Below are 16,231 nucleotides of genomic sequence, written 5' to 3'. Positions count from 1 at the left end.
TATAATCAATAATTAAATTCTTAACGAACCACGAAAACCTCTTGCCGCATAATAAGATTCTGCGCCATTATGATAAGTGAAAACATGGTTGTATCGGAGGTCGCAAAAAAGGGCGCCGCCAAGCTCTCTTATTTCAGCAGGGGTAATTATCCAGCTTGAGGTTTTTGTATCGTACTTTCCTGTTTTTTGCAGTTGCCTGTATTCGTCTTCAGTCAATAATTGTATGCCCATTTCAGTTGACATTTGCATTGCACTGTTTTTTGGCTTATGCTCTTTCCTCGATTCAAGCGCTTCGTGATCGTAACAAAGGCTTCTGCGGCCTTTAGGGCTTTCTGCAGAACAATCATAGAAAATATATTCGCCAGTGTTTTTATCAAGTTCAACAACATCAGGCTCGCCACCGGTGTCTTCCATTTCACTGAGCGACCATAATTTTCCAGGATTCGCCTCGAGTTTGGCCTGGACTTTATTCCACTCAAGCCCTTTGTGGCGGTGCATATTTTTTTCAAAACGGTTTTTCAATATGCTTAAAAACTCTTCGCGTTGAGCAGGCGACAATTTATTTTTATTCATGTTATTAATTTTCATGGTTAGCAAAATTTATTTTCCTGTCCGCAGGCCTGAAGTACCAGGAGATGATAGTAAGTGCGAGCAATAACAGCGCGGGAAATATTTCACTCGCAGATTTATCCGTTGCTATATGCGAAAATAAAGCGCCTGACATTATGAAGAAAAAACCGGCATAAGCCCACTCTTTTAATAACGGAAATTTCGGAATAAGCACTGCTATAACGCCCAGTATTTTCCATACGCCCAATAATATGAGAAGATAAGCAGGATATCCTAAATGCGCCATGCTATCTGCAGCGCCCGGGCCTTCTTTTGTTTTGGATAACTGTACTAAGCCCGTTGAAACCATACCTAATGCGAGCCAGATTGTAGCGATCCAATAAATGATTTTGTTTCTTTTACTCATAATGTGGATTTTAATTTGTTTACAATTTCCTGAAGGCGGTTATGCGCCATATTAATGCCTTGCGCAAAAGGCATTTGAAGCAGTTGGTTTTTGAATCCCTCCGACTTGAACAATATTTGCATAGTAAGCTTGCTTGTATCATCTGTGAGTTTTTCAAATTCCAGGTATTCAAGCTGAACGGGGAATGGTGTGTTTTCCATTTTAAATGTTCTCGTAATTTTTTGGTTGGGAACAAATTCATGTATAGACCCATTTGCCCTAAACACAACCTTGCCTTCGTGTGATGTTTCAAACTGGTAACTGCCGTGCTGCCTGTTTTCCAGCTTTAGCACTTTTGTGCCCATCCATTGTTCAACAATTTGAGGATCTTCATACGCTTTAAAAAGCAATTCCACGGGCAAATCAAATTCCCTTGTTATTATAATTTCCTGTTTGCCGTTTTCAGCATTAACCTTTGTTTTTCGTTCCATAAAATATTATTTTTTGGTTTTGTATTTCTTCATAATTGTTTCCAGTTTATTAAACCTGTCGTCCCACATCTGGCGGAACGGTTCGATAAAGTCATCTACTTCTTTCATTTTTTTTGCATTGATGTAATAATAAATTTCCCTGCCGGTTTGCTGCTGCGCAAGCAGTTCGCATTCGGTGAGTATTTGCAAATGTTTTGATACTGTTGGCCTGGCCGTGTCAAAGTTGGAAGCTATTGCCCCGGCTGTCATTGTTTGTGAAGTGGCCAGCAAAAGAAGTATGGCCCTTCTTGTAGGGTCGGCAATGGCCTGGAATACATCGCGCCTTAAATTCATTGTGTAGCTATTTGACTACAAATTTATATGTAGTTATTTAACTACGCAAATTTTTTTTTAAAATCTTTTATACAAGACGTAATTGGATGAAACTGTTTTGAAGGCTACAATAGCATAAACGAAGCTGAGATTACACATTTGTACAAACCCTCTTATTTTGTACCTTAATTGATTTACGTATTTTTGCGTTTCAAATATTTTCTCGTATGAAGTTATCAAAGCAAACCCTGTTATTTTTTATTGTTTTGGTGGTTGTGGCAACACTTGTAAAATTTATTTGCGCACCACAAATAAACCTAAGCGGTTTTACGGCTGTAATTGCCATTTCGTTATTTGCAGGCTTAACTATACGCGATAAGAAGCTTGTGTTTCTTTTGCCTTTGCTAACGCTCTTCCTCAGCGATGTTTTGTTACAGGCATTGTATGCTTTAAACGTTTTTCCTTTCGCCGGTTTTTACAGCGGGCAGATAATGAATTATATTTTATTTATCGCCCTTGCATTTATAGGTATAGCGTTCAGAAATTATAAAACCGCAGGCGTTGTGGCTTCAGCAATTGCCGGTCCCACAATTTTCTTCCTGCTTTCTAATTTTATTGTTTGGAAAACGCAGGCTAATATCATGGGCTATAACCAGGGTATTAGCGGCCTTTGGCAATCTTATGCTTTTGGCTTGCCGTTTTATCGCAACAGCTTAATATCAACTTTTATATTTCTGCCGGTATTTATTGCAGTTTATAACCGCATTAAATATGGAAAATTAAGCCTTGCACATTAATTGTTTGTGTGTTGTAATATTTTAAAGCCTTGCCTTATGTGCAGGGCTTTTTTTGTACCGCAGAGAGAACATGGTGCATGGTTTGCAGAAATCAGGTTCAGGATTATAATTATAAATTGAGTGTATGCAAAAGGTTTCAAAAACAGATGTATTATTGATAGGCGCAGGCATTATGAGCGCTACCCTCGGCATGCTGCTGAAGCTATTAGACAATTCACTTCGTATAAAAATTGTTGAACGTCTTAACAGCGCTGCTGCTGAAAGTTCTGATGCGTGGAATAACGCAGGCACAGGCCATTCGGCATTTTGCGAATTGAACTATACGCCTGAAAAAGCCGATGGTTCAATTGATATTTCCAAAGCCGTTAAAATAGCAGAGTCTTTCGAAACAAGTAAACAATTCTGGTCATACCTCGTAACAAATAACATTGTGGAAAAGCCGCAGGATTTTATACGCTCTATTCCTCATGTAAGTTTTGTATGGGGCGATAACAACGTTAATTATTTAAGAAAGCGTTACATGGCTTTGCAGCAAAACAGTTTGTTTGAAGGCATGCAATTTTCAGAAGATGATGCTGAAATTGCCAAGTGGGTTCCGTTGGTAATGAGAGACAGGGATACGAATAATGAAGCAGTTGCTGCCACAAAAATGAACCTTGGTACAGATGTGAATTTTGGCGCGCTTACACGCTGTATGTTTAACCGTTTATTAAAGTTTGATGATGTGCAGGTGCATTATGGCCGGGAAGTGGAAGATATTGAAAAGCATGATGACTATTGGCATGTAAAAGTAAAAGATGAAGAAACGAGCGATAACAGTTTTATTGTTGCACGCTTTGTTTTTATAGGCGCAGGCGGTGGCTCATTGCCATTATTATTAAAATCCGGTATTCCCGAAGCTGAGGGTTATGGCGGTTTTCCTGTGAGTGGCCAATGGCTGCGTTGCACTGATGAAGCAGTTATTCAGCAGCATCATGCAAAAGTATATGGCCTTGCAAAAGTGGGTTCACCACCAATGTCAGTTCCGCATCTTGATACCCGCTGGATAAAAGGCAAACAGGAATTATTGTTTGGCCCTTTTGCAGGTTTCACCACAAAATTCCTGCGGCATGGTTCTGCATTCGATCTTTTTAAATCGGTTAAAACAGATAATATAAAGCCAATGGTTATTGCCGGGCTGCATAATATTCCGCTCACAAAATATTTAATTGAACAGGTGATGCAATCGCCAGAAGACAGGCTGGAAGCGCTGAAAGAATATTATCCTGATGCAAAGCTTAACGAATGGGAACTGGTGGTGGCCGGCTATCGCGTGCAGGTAATTAAGAAAGATGAAAAAGAAGGTGGCATACTGGAATTTGGAACGGAAGTAGTAAGTGCTGCTGATAGAAGTATTGCCGCATTGCTGGGCGCTTCGCCGGGTGCGTCAACAGCCGTTTCTATTATGCTTGATTTACTAGCGCGTTGCTTTCCTGAAAAATTAAAGCAGGATAGCTGGCAGCAAAAGCTGAAGGAAATGATTCCTTCTTACGGCAAATCTTTAAAAAATGACAGCGCATTACTTGCCCGGGTGAGAAAAAATACTACCGGAGTATTAGGATTAGAACTTTGATGATTTTAAAATCGATGCGGCAAACATTGTTGTATTATATAGATTAATTGTTAACAATAAAAATGTTTTAATTAATGGCACGAAATTTCTTTTAGTATATAAAAACATTATTTATGGAAAACAATAAAATGGTGGCTGAAGTGCTCAATGACCTTATACAAATTAATAATGACCGCATAGATGGCTATGAAAAAGCGATAAAAGAATTAAAGGCTGAAGATAATGATCTGAAAAATGCTTTTCTTGGTTATATAGACCAAAGCCGTAACCTGAGGAATGCCCTTGGTACAGAAGTAGAAGTGCTTGGTGCGGAAATGGAAGATGGTACAACTGCAAGCGGTAAAATTTACCGGGCATGGATGGATGTGAAAGCCATGTTTACCGGTAAGGACAGGCAAACTATTTTGAACAATTGTGAATTTGGGGAAGATGCTGCACAAAAAGCGTATAAATCTGCACTCGAAACAGAAGGCTTGCCTGCGTATATTTTCACATTGATTACAAAACAAAAAGATGATTTAAAAAAATCCCATGATACAGTAAAAGCATGGCGCGACCAGGAAAGAATGGCGCATAAAGAAGCTTAATTATAAATGGTTTCGTACAACTAAACCTCAGCCGGATAGCGATATCCGGCTTTTTATTTATGCAATGAATTCAAATTCATTTTGCAAATTGTTTGCTTACAATCAGATTTTTGTCGCCGGGCTTATAAACATAAAAGCCTTCTCCGGTTTTTACACCAAGCTTGCCGGCAGTTACCATGTTTATCAGTAACGGGCAGGGTGCATATTTTGGATTTCCAAAACCTTCGAACAAAACTTTTAGTATAGACAGGCAAACATCAAGACCAATAAAATCTGCCAGTTGCAACGGGCCCATAGGATGCGCCATTCCAAGCTTCATAATTGTATCAATTTCTTCAACGCCAGCAATGCCTTCATATAAACTGCTGATAGCTTCATTGATCATAGGCATTAAAATTTTATTGGCTATGAAACCGGGATAATCGCTTACCACGCAGGGAACTTTGCCTAACTGTTTGGAAAGTTCAGTTACCATTTGCGTAACGGCAGGCTCAGTAAGAAAGCCATTGATTATTTCAACCAGTTTCATTACGGGCACCGGGTTCATAAAATGCATACCTATAACTTTTTCCGGGCGTTTTGTTACAGATGCAATTTTTGTTATAGATATAGAAGAAGTATTGGTAGCCAATATAGCCGCTGCCGGCGCATGTTCATCTATCTCTTTAAAGATTTTCAATTTAAGTTCCGGGTTTTCTGTTACAGCTTCCACAACAATGTCTGCACCTGCAATGCCATTTTTTATTGATGTAAATGTTGAAATATTAGTGAGCGAATTTTTCTTTACTTCCTCTGTGATTATATCCTTTGCAATTTGCCTGTCGAGATTTTTGGAAATATTTCGCAGTGCTGATTCAAGCTTTTCGGGGCTTATATCAATAAGGTTTACAATAAAATTATTTTGTGCAAAAACATGCGCAATGCCATTACCCATTGTGCCGGCGCCTACCACAGAAACTTTTTTTATCATAGCATTTGTATTAGTTAATAAACTGCAATGTTAATTGACTGGTTTAACTTCTCAGCCAGTCAACCATTCAACTGCTTACCGCATTTTTTCAAGCAATTGTTTTCCTTCTTCTTTATATGCAGCATCATCATAAGTGCGGCTGGGCAGCTTTACAAGTTTATTTAAAACTTCCAGCGCTTTTGCCGGCTGATGGTCGTATATATACACTTTGGCAAGATCAAGATAATCCTGCGCAAAATATGGTTCTATACTCCGGGCTTTTTCCATATAATAAACGGCAGAATCTATTTGCGTATCCGGGATTTTATTATAGAAGTCTTTCACGCCTTTCTTTTTTAACCATCCTGAATGTATCAGTTCAAAATGCCACATGCCCAATAAATAATTTGCTTTGGCATTGTTGGAATTAGCTAATAGTGATTTATCGCTGTAAATTTTTACCTGCTTTATATTTTCAATTAATTGTTTATTGTCAGGATCAAGCGCATTTACCTTATAATTTACCAAAGCCATTGCATAACATGCATCTGAACTGGTGGAATCTTTTTCGTAAGCCTGCTGCGCATAAACTAATGCCTGCTTAAAATAATTTGTTTTGGAATTTATATCTTTTTCCCGGTTGCCTATGCTGCAATTGAGTTCAGCGCATTTTACCAATGCATTTATATTTGATGCGTCTGCTGCGGCAAGTTGTTCATATTTTTTTAAAGCGCCGACTTCATCAAATTTTAATTCAAGTTGTTTGGCTTCACGAAGCAATGCTGCATTATCCTGCGCAAAAACCTGCAACGATAAAAAGAAGCAAATAATAAAAACAGGTAATCTTTTCAATTTAAAATTCATAATAAAAACTACGGATTTTGTTTAAGATCATTACGCTTTGCCGTATAGGCTGCAACAACGCTGCCATTGAAAAACGGGATAGGCGGATTTAATTTTCTAATGCTAACTTCCAGTTCCTGCACACTTAAAAATGTCTTAAAAATTTCATTTGCAATTTCTGTAGCAATAGTTTCAAGCAGGCGGGTGGGCTTTTCCATGCGTTGCTTTACCAGGGTGTATAATTGGGTGTAATCTATTGTTTCAGTCAAATGACGAACCGGCATTGCAACCGGTTCAAAATATACAATAAGGTTTACTTCAAAATTACCGCCGGCTTTACTTTCTTCTTCATGCACGCCATGGTAACCATGAAACTGCATTTTACTCAATTCAATTTTAAGCATAAACAAATCTATATTTCAACGTAACAGCAACAAAAATAAATCGCTAATCATTTTTTTGTGTAGCTGGGCATAATAATTATGAAAATCAATCCAAAAAAACACTTCGAATAAACAACTACTTGCCATTATATAATGGGGATTTCTTTAATAAATATTGAATAGTGCTTTTATATGCATCTAATGTGCTCCAGAAAGAATCACGGTCGCGGCCAAAAATCTTGTCGCCGGTATCTTTGTAAATTTCCATCAGCACAGAAGTTTTATAGTTTTGCTGTGTTGATGTGGAGCTGTAAACATTGCCAGAAGTTTTTGAATTGTTCCCTTTTTTATCACTTCCGTTTTTTGTTTTCTCATTATATGATGCACTGCCCGATGAAGTAAGGCTTACTGCGTTTGTAGTAACGGTGCCCCGTATTATATATTCCACGCCTAACAAATTGCATAGCTGCTGGTTAGTAAAATTTCTTATGTTTTCAAACGAAATTCCTGCAGTCCCAAGCAAGGCATTAGTATTAGAAGGGTCTTGCAAACTAAAGGTTGTGGACTTGTTTAAATAAGTATAACATTCTTCCTGCGCCTTATATCCCCACTCAATACTGTTTTGCTGGTTAAGGCTTAAAAAGCCAAAGGGCAGTATGGCCACTTTATTCCGATGATCCACATTAGTTTCGCTTGTTTTTGTATTGGTAGTAGCGATCGTATTGGTTATTGGCTTAAGGCTTTCAAAATTTTGCACACGCCCGCTTGCAAAAATAATTCTACTCATATCAGCTTTTTTGAAATTATATTCAAGTGTTTCTCCTTTATAGGTAAAGCTGATGGCACTATCATTAATAGCTGCAACCTTTCCCACGTTTATGTCGCCGTTTTTCATATAAACAGAATCATAGCTTTCCTGTGCATATACAGCGCCATAACAAAATACTGCTATAAAGAATAAAATATTTTTCATGTACATAGTTTTAAAATAATGCCAGCCGGTTTTAAGAAAGCTAAGAAACAAAATTGATTTAATGCTTATAAAAAAACTTGCAGAAGATGCTAAAAAAGATTGATGAACTGTAATAGCCGGCTGTTTATTTTTGTCTCAAATTAATACATGATTTTTTTCTCAGCACTTGTTTTAATCTTTATACTGGTAACAATTTTTGTTTTTCGCCTGCCGCGGTTTGGAAAGCGCCCTTATGGAAAAAGGCTGGAACGGATAAAAGCTTCGCCCAACTATAAAAACGGGTCATTTCAAAATGAAAGTTATACGCCCGGCATTACAGAAAATACAAGCATGTTTAAAGTGCTAAAAGAGTTTTTTTTTGATAAAAAAGAAAGAAGAAAACCCAAAGCATTAATTCCTTCTGTGAAAACAAACCTGCATAATATTGACATTAATAAAAACGTGCTGGTTTGGTTTGGGCATTCATCTTATTATATGCAGCTTGATGGCAAACGCATATTGGTTGATCCCGTTTTTTGCGGGCATGCTTCGCCTTTTTCCTTTAGTGTAAAAGCATTTGCAGGCGCTGAAGTTTGCGCAGCGGTTGACCTGCCTGAAATTGATTTGCTTTTTATAACACATGATCACTGGGACCACCTGGATTATGCAACTGTAAAACGGATTCAGCCAAAAGTTAAACAGGTAATAACCGGGCTTGGCACGGGCAGCCATCTTGAACGCTGGGGTTATGATGATAATATTATTACGGAAATGGATTGGAATGAAGATGTTTCGCCTTTGCCTGGATTTATAATATCTTCTATACCGGCAAGGCACTTTTCCGGGCGTGGTTTTATAAGGAACAAAACACTCTGGCTTTCATTCGTTTTACAATCACCAACAAAGAAAATTTTTATTGGCGGCGACAGTGGTTATGATAAACATTTTGCAGAAACCGGCAGAAAATTTGGCCCGCTCGATCTCGCTATCATTGAAAATGGCCAGTATAATGAAAGCTGGAAATATATTCACATGCTGCCGGAAGAGGTGGTAAAGGCTGCTAAAGAATTAAATGCAAAACGCATTATTCCTGTTCATTCGGGCAAGTTTGCCCTTGCATTGCATGCCTGGGACGAACCGCTTAATTTAATAACTGAAAATGAAGAAGCGTATCATCTTAATATTATCACGCCAATGATAGGAGAGGTGGTTGACCTCGATAATGAAAGCCAGGATTTTTCTAAATGGTGGGAAGGAATTGATTAGAAGAATACATTCTTAAAATTAATTTAGATATATAAGAAGCTGAACAGAAAACAAGCCTCGCAATTTATTTTTTGTGGGTAGAATTTGAACAGGCAAACCTGTAAGGTTAAAATTGATAATTTAATATTATTGCAGCATGAAAATAGCATTGATAGGTTATGGTAAAATGGGTAAAGCCATTGAAGCAATAGCAAAAGAAAATGGCGATGAAATTGTTTTAAAAATTTCATCATCCAATCAAAATGAATTTACAGCAGATAATTTAAAACAGGCTGATGCGGCCATTGAATTTACCAATCCACACAGCGCTGTTGAAAATATAAAGAAATGCCTCGATGCCAACATACCTGTTGTATGCGGCACAACAGGCTGGCTGAAAGATTTACCTGAAATAAAAAATTATATAGAGCAAAAGAATGGAACTTTTCTATTCGCCAGCAATTTTAGCGTGGGCGTTAACCTGTTCTTTGCATTGAATGAATACCTGGCTTCGTTAATGAGCAGCCACCAGGAATATGAAGTAAGCGTTGAAGAAGTGCATCACACGCAAAAAAAGGACGCACCAAGCGGCACGGCTATTACGCTGGCAGAGCAGTTGATTGAAAAAATTAAAACCAAAAAAAGCTGGGTAAACGATAAAACAAATAACGAAAGTGAACTGGAAATTATCAGCAAACGCATTGATGATGTGCCCGGCATTCATACCATAAAATATAACTCACCTATTGATTATATTGAAATAAAGCATTCTGCTTATAACCGTAAAGGTTTTGCAGGCGGCGCTTTGCTCGCTGCAAAATTTATTGCAGGTAAAAAAGGCATATTCACCATGAAGGATGTGTTAGGGCTGTAATTAAAATCCAAGATTTAAACCTGCTTTTACAGTAAACCACGATGCCCAGCCTTTGGGGTTTTCTTCATGAATATTATCCCACAGTATAGCGGCATCAAACAAACCGAATTTTACACCGGCGCCAATATCGGCTGCAAAGCGGGTTCCATCATTTGCGAGATAACGGCTGTTGGTAAAACCAACGCCTGCATCGCCCTGCACAAAAAGAAAATGCATAGTAAGCGGAAGGTATTGCCTTATGCCCACTTTAACCGGCACATAAGTAAGATAGCCGTATTGGTTGCCGTCATCAGCAAAAAAACGGGTAGTGCCAATCATAGCATTGAACATGGTTTTGCCCCGCCCGATTAAAACGCCGGCTTCAACCCCTGCGCCGCCGGTATATAAATCTTTGCTGCTTTTATCAAGCGGGGAAGCATATAACACATGCCCGTAAATATTGAGATGCGGCCTTTGTGCAGAAGATTTAAAATAAATAAGAAATATGCTGAAAAACAGCAGGGTGATTTTTACAGGTTTCATTTGTTTAATTTTTATTTTTTATTCATGACAGGTGCCCGCCTGACCGGACGGGCAGGGAACCCCAATAAATATTTTCCTATGTGTCAAAATTTTACATGGGTGTTTCATACGATATTGTTTGCACTAAATTACTTCGATAATTTTTAACAACTGAATTTTGATATTTGTTTATGCGAAGCGGATTATGACAAAATGTAAACATTAATTTATCAGTAATATGGTAATAAGCATTATAGGTTCGGGCAATGTTGCCACTGTATTAGGTAAAATTTTTAAAGAAAATAATCATACAATAAATGAAATCATTGGCCGTAATGAAACCGCGGTTATTAACCTTGCCAGTCTATTGAATGCAAAGCCCGGTTTCAGTATTGGGCACATTAATAAAGACAGCGATATATTTATCGTTGCGGTAAAAGATGATGCTGTAGCGGAAGTAAGCGCACAAATAAATGCGGCGCAAAAAATAGTCGTACATACATGCGGCAGCGTTTCTGTGAATGTGTTGAAAGATGCTTCCGGAAATTATGGTGTATTATATCCTTTACAGTCTTTGCGAATGGAATTAAACTATAATCCTGAAATTCCATTTTTAATTGATGGTAATAATCCGCACACAAAAAATATTATTCAAACCTTTGCTTCCTCTTTTGCTAAAACAGTAATACAGGCAAACGATGAAGTGCGGTTGCGTTATCATCTTTCAGCAATTATTTCTTCCAATTTTACCAATCATTTATTTGCGCTTACAAAGGATTATTGCAGTAAGAATAATATCGATTTTAAGTTGCTGTTGCCATTAATTGAAGAAACGGTAAAACGTTTGCATTACTATGATCCTGCTGCCATGCAAACAGGCCCTGCTGCACGGGGCGATAATGCTACTATTCAAAAGCATTTTACTTTGCTTGAAGCATATCCTGCATTGAAAAATATTTATGCAATGATGAGTGAAAGCATTCAGCACAACAGGCTTTAGTTATCCCGGAGAATTTATTCGCTTTTATAAAAAGATCGTGGTTAAACAAATTCTTTTTATCAGGTAACAACTATCTCTTCGGATAAACTGCCTGGCCCTGTGGCCTTGTATTGTTTGATTGATAATAAGGATATGGATAATTATTGGTTTCAACACCAAAGCTGCCGGAAATAGAAAAGGTTTTTGCATCGTTTACATACATCAATCCAACTTCAGCTCTTGAATACAATCCAAGGTTATGTTGGTCGAATGAATATTTATTTTGTATGCCTTTGACATTGTTGTTAAAAAATGCCTGGTGAAAATTAATGTACGCCGGCGCAGCATTAACGCCTGCGAAGGCAAATAAATTATCGTTTAACCGGCGGTTTAATTGTATACCAACCGGTACTGCCACAACGGTTGCATTACCACCTTTGAAAAAACTAAAGCTTGTTGAAACACCACTGTATTTTGTGAAGAACCATTTCTTTTGATTAATGCTGCTGTCGCTGAAATTAAGTGTACGGTTAAACAATGGGCGTTGCATAAAATTATTATAGCCAAACGCCGGGGATTGTGCCTTGATTGTAGTTGAAACAACTATTGCAGCCAGTACTATAATTAAACGCATATTCACAATATTAAGCTATGTAAAAATAAGTTATTTGCAATAGCAGTTTAATAATAAAAACACAAGCTTTTTCTTTTTTGCAATTATTTTTCAAACAGAATTTGCTGTTTAGTTGACGGCATCGCATTTTTGGTAATGCGTTTTTTTATTTTTTTCTGCATACTTATAGTTTTAATTACTGCCTGTAACAAGCCTCAGTCTTTTGAATACCGCGGCATGCAAAATTTAAAGATTGACAGCATTGGGCTTGTGGCCAGTAAAATAAGCCTCGAGCTTGTTTACTTCAACCCAAACAATTTCAGCGTTGATCTGCGTAATGTGAACTGTGATATTTATATCAACCATAATTACATGGGAAGATATGTCTTGGATACACTCATGCATATAGCCAAACGCAGCGAATTCATTATTCCTTCTTCTATGAATGTTGATATGAAAAACGTTTTTAAAAATGCTTTAGGTACTTTTCTTTCACGCGAAGCATTGGTTGAAATAAAGGGTTCAACAAGAGTTGGTAAAAGCGGCATTTTTATTACGGTACCATTTACATATACTGCTATGGAAAAATTTAGTATGTTTTAGTTTATACTTCAGCGTTTATAAAAACCAACACTGGTTTATTGACTGCTCCTTTTTTAAATAGCTGAATAGTTGATTGAGTTGATAAGTTGAATAATTGATAGAGTGCACAGAAATTTCTAAACCAATTAACCAATCAACTTTTTATCTGCATGAAACATCATGGTATACTTCTAAGTGTTTTATCTGTTGTATTAAAGTATACAAGTCTTCAACTGTTTTGAATCAGTACAGTGCAGGATAGTTGTACATTTTACAATCAATAGTTTCGTTTTATCAAATTGCAAAAATGGAAGAAGGTATCTGTTTTTGAGAATAAGGTTGTCTTGTCTGTCTGCGATACTTTAACTGGCGCTTGTTCTAAGTCTGTTAACCGGGCCTGGTATTGAGTTGCCATAACAAACCAATTGTCAAATATTTTTTAAACATTAAATCATGATTGCTGCTATGCACTTTTTTTATTTTAAAAGACTGCTTCGTCGCATATTGCCTGGTGTTGTTACACTAATAACATTGATGGCAACTATACCATGCCTTGCCCAACAAAGATCAATTAATGGTAAACTAACCGATGCATCCACCGGCCAGCCTGTTCCCAATGCTTCTATTACAATAAAGGGAAGCACACGAGGTACAGTAAGTGATGTGCAGGGGCGTTTTAGCCTGCAGGTTAACAATGCAGATTCTCTTATTATTACATCTCTTGGTTATTTACCCCAAACGGTTTATGTGGGTAATCAGAATGCTATTGATTTAAAGTTAGCACTCAATAATAATCAACTTGACCAGGTGATAGTAGTTGGTTACGGTACACAAAGAAAAAAGGATGTAACCGGTGCTGTACAAACAGTAGATATGGGAAAACTGCAGGACCTGCCTGTATCGCAGATTGCACAAAAGCTGCAGGGCAAGCTTGCAGGTGTGCAGATTAATCAGAATACAGGACAGCCGGGTAAAGGCATGTCTGTAAGAATACGTGGACAGTTATCTGTTTCTGCAGGCAGCGAACCTTTGTATGTGGTAGATGGTTTTCCAATTGTAGGTAATATAGGTTCGCTTAACCCGGATGAAATAGAAAGTATCTCCATTTTAAAAGATGCTGCATCTACTTCTTTGTATGGTTCCCGCGCTGCCAATGGCGTTGTGCTCATTACAACAAAATCGGCAAAGCTTGGACAAACAAGCATTAATGTTAATGCTTATGTAGGCATGCAGGAAGTGCCGAAACATGGCCGCATAAAAATGATGGATGCTGTGGAGTTTGCACAATTTAAAAAAGAATACTACGAAGATGAAGGCCAGCCGGTACCCGAAGAATTTCAAAACCCTTCTATCTACCAGGGTAAGAACAACGACTGGTATGGAGCTTTACTTCAGAAGGCGCCAATTCAAAGTTATAATGTTACCATCGCTACAAGGAATGATAAGCTCAATGCGGCTGTGGTAGCTGGTGTGTTTAACCAGGAAGGCGTGGTATTGAATACAAAATACCGCCGGTATTCTTTAAGAATGAATTTGGATTATAACATTTCAGACAAAGTGAAAATAGGCTTTGATCTTGCTCCTTCTTATATCTACGATAATCAGCCGCAAACTGATGGTGACCGTGGTACAGGTTTGCTTTTCGATGCCTTGCATACATGGCCGGTTATGCCTATTTATGATGAAAACGGCGAGTTAACAAAATTCAACCAGTTTCCTGCAAGCACCGGTAATATTTATGCTTATCCAAACTGGGTGCGTGCCGCCAGCGAAATAACAGATGAAACAAATTATATCAACCTTCTCAGCAATGCATATGCACAGTATGAACCTATAAAAGGGCTTGTATTAAAATCAAGCATGAATGTGCAATATATCGGAACAAAATATTTTTACTTTAACCCGTCAACTGCAACTTATGCGATTAATGTGCCTATTCCCACAACGGCAGTATCAAGAAGATATGACCAGGATGAAGTAACCTGGCTGAACGAAAATCTTGCTACTTATACAAGAGATTTTAACGATCATCATTTTGAATTACTCGCAGGGTTTACCAACCAGAAGTACAATTATGCCAGAACTTTCATTCGTGCTGATACTTATCCTGATGACCGGATTAGCACTATTCAAAGTGCTGTAAATATTTCCAGGGGTAGCAATAATACTTACAATGATATGCAGGAGTGGACACTATCTTCATTTCTTTCAAGGTTGACGTATAATTACAAAGGCAGGTACCTGCTTACTGCAGCCATTCGCAGTGATGGTTCTTCACGTTTCGGCAGCAACAACCGCTGGGGTACATTCCCTTCTGTGTCTGCAGGCTGGGTTATGTCTGATGAAGATTTCTTTAGCAACATCAGGCCAATATCATTCGCAAAAATCCGCGCCAGCTATGGTGTAATCGGCAACAATAATATTGGTAACTACACGCAGTATGCTTTGGTGAACAATACAGTAAATGCTGTTTTTGGTGATAATGTTGCTACCGGTGCTGCAGTTACATCGCTTGCCAATGGCAATCTTGGATGGGAAACTACCAAAGCATATGATGCCGGTATTGACCTGGGCTTTTTTAAAGACAGGATACAGTTTACCTATGATTATTATTTAAAACATACAACCAATCTTTTGTATAGTGTGCAGGTACCGCAGGAATCAGGCTTTGGTAATTTTAATGATAATATTGGTGAAATAAAATTCTGGGGCCATGAGTTTTCTCTTACTACAAGAAATACAGTAGGTAAATTTCAATGGACTACCAATGCCAATATTTCTTTCAACAGGAACAAAGTGCTGGAACTCGCTGATGGTATTGATCGTGTTTATGGCTCATTCAATATAACGGAAGTTGGTCATCCATTCGGTGTGTTTTACGGCCTTCAAAAAATAGGGCATTATGAAAACCAGAAAGACCTTGATAATTCTCCTGTTATTCCCGGACGTTCTACTGTTGGAAGTATTAAACTAAAAGATGTAAACGGCGATGGCGTGATTACTTACGGTGGTGACCAGGATGACCGTACCATTATCGGTTCACCTTTTCCTAAGTTTATTTATGGTATCACCAATACAATCAACTATCGCAACTTTGATTTTTCAGTTGTAGCATCAGGCTCTTATGGCAACCAGTTATATATGCGCCATTTATATAGCCTTGCTAATCTTGATGGTGTATTCAATATGGTGGAAAGGGTAAAAGACCGCTGGCGTTCTGAAGATAATCCGGGCGATGGATTTTTTGGAACTACTGTTGGCGGCGGTAATGTTACCGGTGTGGAAAGAGATTGGCCAAACAGCCAGTTTGTAGGCAATGCATCTTTCTTTACCATTAAAAATATTACACTCGGTTATACTGTTGGGTTTAAAAGCAAATCTATTAAATCGGCAAGGCTATATGCTTCTGTTCAGCAGGTATATGTATTTACAAATTATTGGGGCGGGCCTAATCCCGAAACCAGTTTCACCACTGATAATTTAAGCCAGGGCATTGACTTGTCAAGTTTCCCTATTCCGCGTACTTATACTTTAGGTGTTAATGTAAACTTCTAAC

18 protein-coding genes are annotated in these 16,231 nt (G+C 38.0%); 8 read left to right on the top strand and 10 right to left on the bottom strand.

Features of this window, described 5'->3' with window-relative positions; all coding sequences use genetic code 11:
• Positions 1 to 12: 12 nt before the first annotated feature.
• From BM015_RS17710 to BM015_RS17695, 4 genes are read right to left on the bottom strand one after another with little or no spacing between them, the layout of a single operon-like run.
• The gene (locus tag BM015_RS17710; protein WP_218148536.1) at positions 13 to 573 is read right to left on the bottom strand and encodes a DUF4256 domain-containing protein; all 561 of its coding nucleotides are present in this window, start codon (positions 571 to 573) and stop codon (positions 13 to 15) included.
• A 4-nt stretch (positions 574 to 577) separates the two neighbouring features.
• Positions 578 to 976 (bottom strand): DoxX family protein, encoded by a 399-nt coding sequence (locus tag BM015_RS17705; protein ID WP_090661847.1) that lies wholly within the window; start codon positions 974 to 976, stop codon positions 578 to 580.
• Entirely contained in the window at positions 973 to 1,446 is a 474-nt protein-coding gene (locus tag BM015_RS17700; RefSeq protein ID WP_090661844.1) for an SRPBCC family protein, read from the bottom strand. Before BM015_RS17700 ends, BM015_RS17705 begins: the two co-directional genes overlap by 4 nt.
• A gap of 6 nt (positions 1,447 to 1,452) precedes the next feature.
• Entirely contained in the window at positions 1,453 to 1,779 is a 327-nt protein-coding gene (locus BM015_RS17695) for an ArsR/SmtB family transcription factor (RefSeq protein WP_090661841.1), read from the bottom strand.
• A gap of 206 nt (positions 1,780 to 1,985) precedes the next feature.
• Between BM015_RS17695 and BM015_RS17690 the strand changes: the two genes are divergently transcribed.
• The 3 genes from BM015_RS17690 (at position 1,986) to BM015_RS17680 (ending at position 4,754) form a co-directional block, all read left to right on the top strand.
• A complete protein-coding gene (locus BM015_RS17690) occupies positions 1,986 to 2,555 on the top strand; it encodes a DUF6580 family putative transport protein (protein WP_090661839.1) in 570 nt (189 codons plus the stop codon).
• A gap of 124 nt (positions 2,556 to 2,679) precedes the next feature.
• Complete coding sequence (locus BM015_RS17685; RefSeq protein ID WP_090661836.1) at positions 2,680 to 4,167, top strand: malate:quinone oxidoreductase; 1,488 nt, start codon at positions 2,680 to 2,682, stop codon at positions 4,165 to 4,167.
• 113 nt (positions 4,168 to 4,280) lie between these two features.
• The gene (locus BM015_RS17680; protein WP_090661833.1) at positions 4,281 to 4,754 is read left to right on the top strand and encodes a ferritin-like domain-containing protein; all 474 of its coding nucleotides are present in this window, start codon (positions 4,281 to 4,283) and stop codon (positions 4,752 to 4,754) included.
• 76 nt (positions 4,755 to 4,830) lie between these two features.
• Here BM015_RS17680 and BM015_RS17675 read toward each other — a convergent pair whose 3' ends face one another.
• The 4 genes from BM015_RS17675 to BM015_RS17660 all read right to left on the bottom strand — a co-directional run bounded on the left by BM015_RS17675 (position 4,831) and on the right by BM015_RS17660 (position 7,902).
• The gene (locus BM015_RS17675) at positions 4,831 to 5,724 is read right to left on the bottom strand and encodes a 3-hydroxyacyl-CoA dehydrogenase family protein (RefSeq protein WP_090661830.1); all 894 of its coding nucleotides are present in this window, start codon (positions 5,722 to 5,724) and stop codon (positions 4,831 to 4,833) included.
• 75 nt (positions 5,725 to 5,799) lie between these two features.
• Positions 5,800 to 6,567: a tetratricopeptide repeat protein gene (locus BM015_RS17670; RefSeq protein ID WP_090661826.1), complete on the bottom strand. Its 768-nt coding sequence runs from the start codon at positions 6,565 to 6,567 to the stop codon at positions 5,800 to 5,802.
• An 8-nt stretch (positions 6,568 to 6,575) separates the two neighbouring features.
• Positions 6,576 to 6,950 (bottom strand): dihydroneopterin aldolase, encoded by a 375-nt coding sequence (gene folB, locus BM015_RS17665; RefSeq protein ID WP_090661823.1) that lies wholly within the window; start codon positions 6,948 to 6,950, stop codon positions 6,576 to 6,578.
• A 115-nt stretch (positions 6,951 to 7,065) separates the two neighbouring features.
• The gene (locus BM015_RS17660) at positions 7,066 to 7,902 is read right to left on the bottom strand and encodes a hypothetical protein (RefSeq protein WP_143075914.1); all 837 of its coding nucleotides are present in this window, start codon (positions 7,900 to 7,902) and stop codon (positions 7,066 to 7,068) included.
• Positions 7,903 to 8,049: 147 nt separating this feature from the next.
• Between BM015_RS17660 and BM015_RS17655 the strand changes: the two genes are divergently transcribed.
• Positions 8,050 to 9,147, top strand: coding sequence for an MBL fold metallo-hydrolase (locus tag BM015_RS17655; RefSeq protein ID WP_090661817.1), 1,098 nt, complete (start codon positions 8,050 to 8,052; stop codon positions 9,145 to 9,147).
• 136 nt (positions 9,148 to 9,283) lie between these two features.
• Positions 9,284 to 10,000, top strand: coding sequence for a 4-hydroxy-tetrahydrodipicolinate reductase (gene dapB, locus BM015_RS17650; RefSeq protein ID WP_090661814.1), 717 nt, complete (start codon positions 9,284 to 9,286; stop codon positions 9,998 to 10,000).
• On the opposite strand, the gene BM015_RS17645 is transcribed toward dapB, so the two are convergent.
• The gene (locus BM015_RS17645; RefSeq protein WP_090661811.1) at positions 10,001 to 10,522 is read right to left on the bottom strand and encodes a hypothetical protein; all 522 of its coding nucleotides are present in this window, start codon (positions 10,520 to 10,522) and stop codon (positions 10,001 to 10,003) included.
• A gap of 217 nt (positions 10,523 to 10,739) precedes the next feature.
• Here BM015_RS17645 and BM015_RS17640 point away from each other — a divergent pair, with 217 nt between their 5' ends.
• Positions 10,740 to 11,501 carry a Rossmann-like and DUF2520 domain-containing protein gene (locus BM015_RS17640; protein ID WP_090661808.1) on the top strand — a complete coding sequence of 254 codons (762 nt, stop codon included), beginning with the start codon at positions 10,740 to 10,742 and terminating at the stop codon, positions 11,499 to 11,501.
• Between the two features lie 70 nt (positions 11,502 to 11,571).
• Here BM015_RS17640 and BM015_RS17635 read toward each other — a convergent pair whose 3' ends face one another.
• Complete coding sequence (locus BM015_RS17635; protein WP_090661805.1) at positions 11,572 to 12,114, bottom strand: hypothetical protein; 543 nt, start codon at positions 12,112 to 12,114, stop codon at positions 11,572 to 11,574.
• Between the two features lie 216 nt (positions 12,115 to 12,330).
• Here BM015_RS17635 and BM015_RS17630 point away from each other — a divergent pair, with 216 nt between their 5' ends.
• Both BM015_RS17630 and BM015_RS17625 read left to right on the top strand, forming a co-directional pair.
• Entirely contained in the window at positions 12,331 to 12,696 is a 366-nt protein-coding gene (locus tag BM015_RS17630) for an LEA/WHy family protein (protein ID WP_143075913.1), read from the top strand.
• Positions 12,697 to 13,128: 432 nt separating this feature from the next.
• Positions 13,129 to 16,230, top strand: coding sequence for a SusC/RagA family TonB-linked outer membrane protein (locus BM015_RS17625; RefSeq protein ID WP_090661799.1), 3,102 nt, complete (start codon positions 13,129 to 13,131; stop codon positions 16,228 to 16,230).
• Position 16,231: the final 1 nt, after the last annotated feature.

The sequence above is a fragment of the Parafilimonas terrae genome (assembly GCF_900115755.1).
GTDB lineage: Bacteria > Bacteroidota > Bacteroidia > Chitinophagales > Chitinophagaceae > Parafilimonas > Parafilimonas terrae.
The sequence above is the reverse complement of the archived record's forward strand: the minus strand, read 5'-3'. Positions and strand labels throughout refer to the sequence as shown.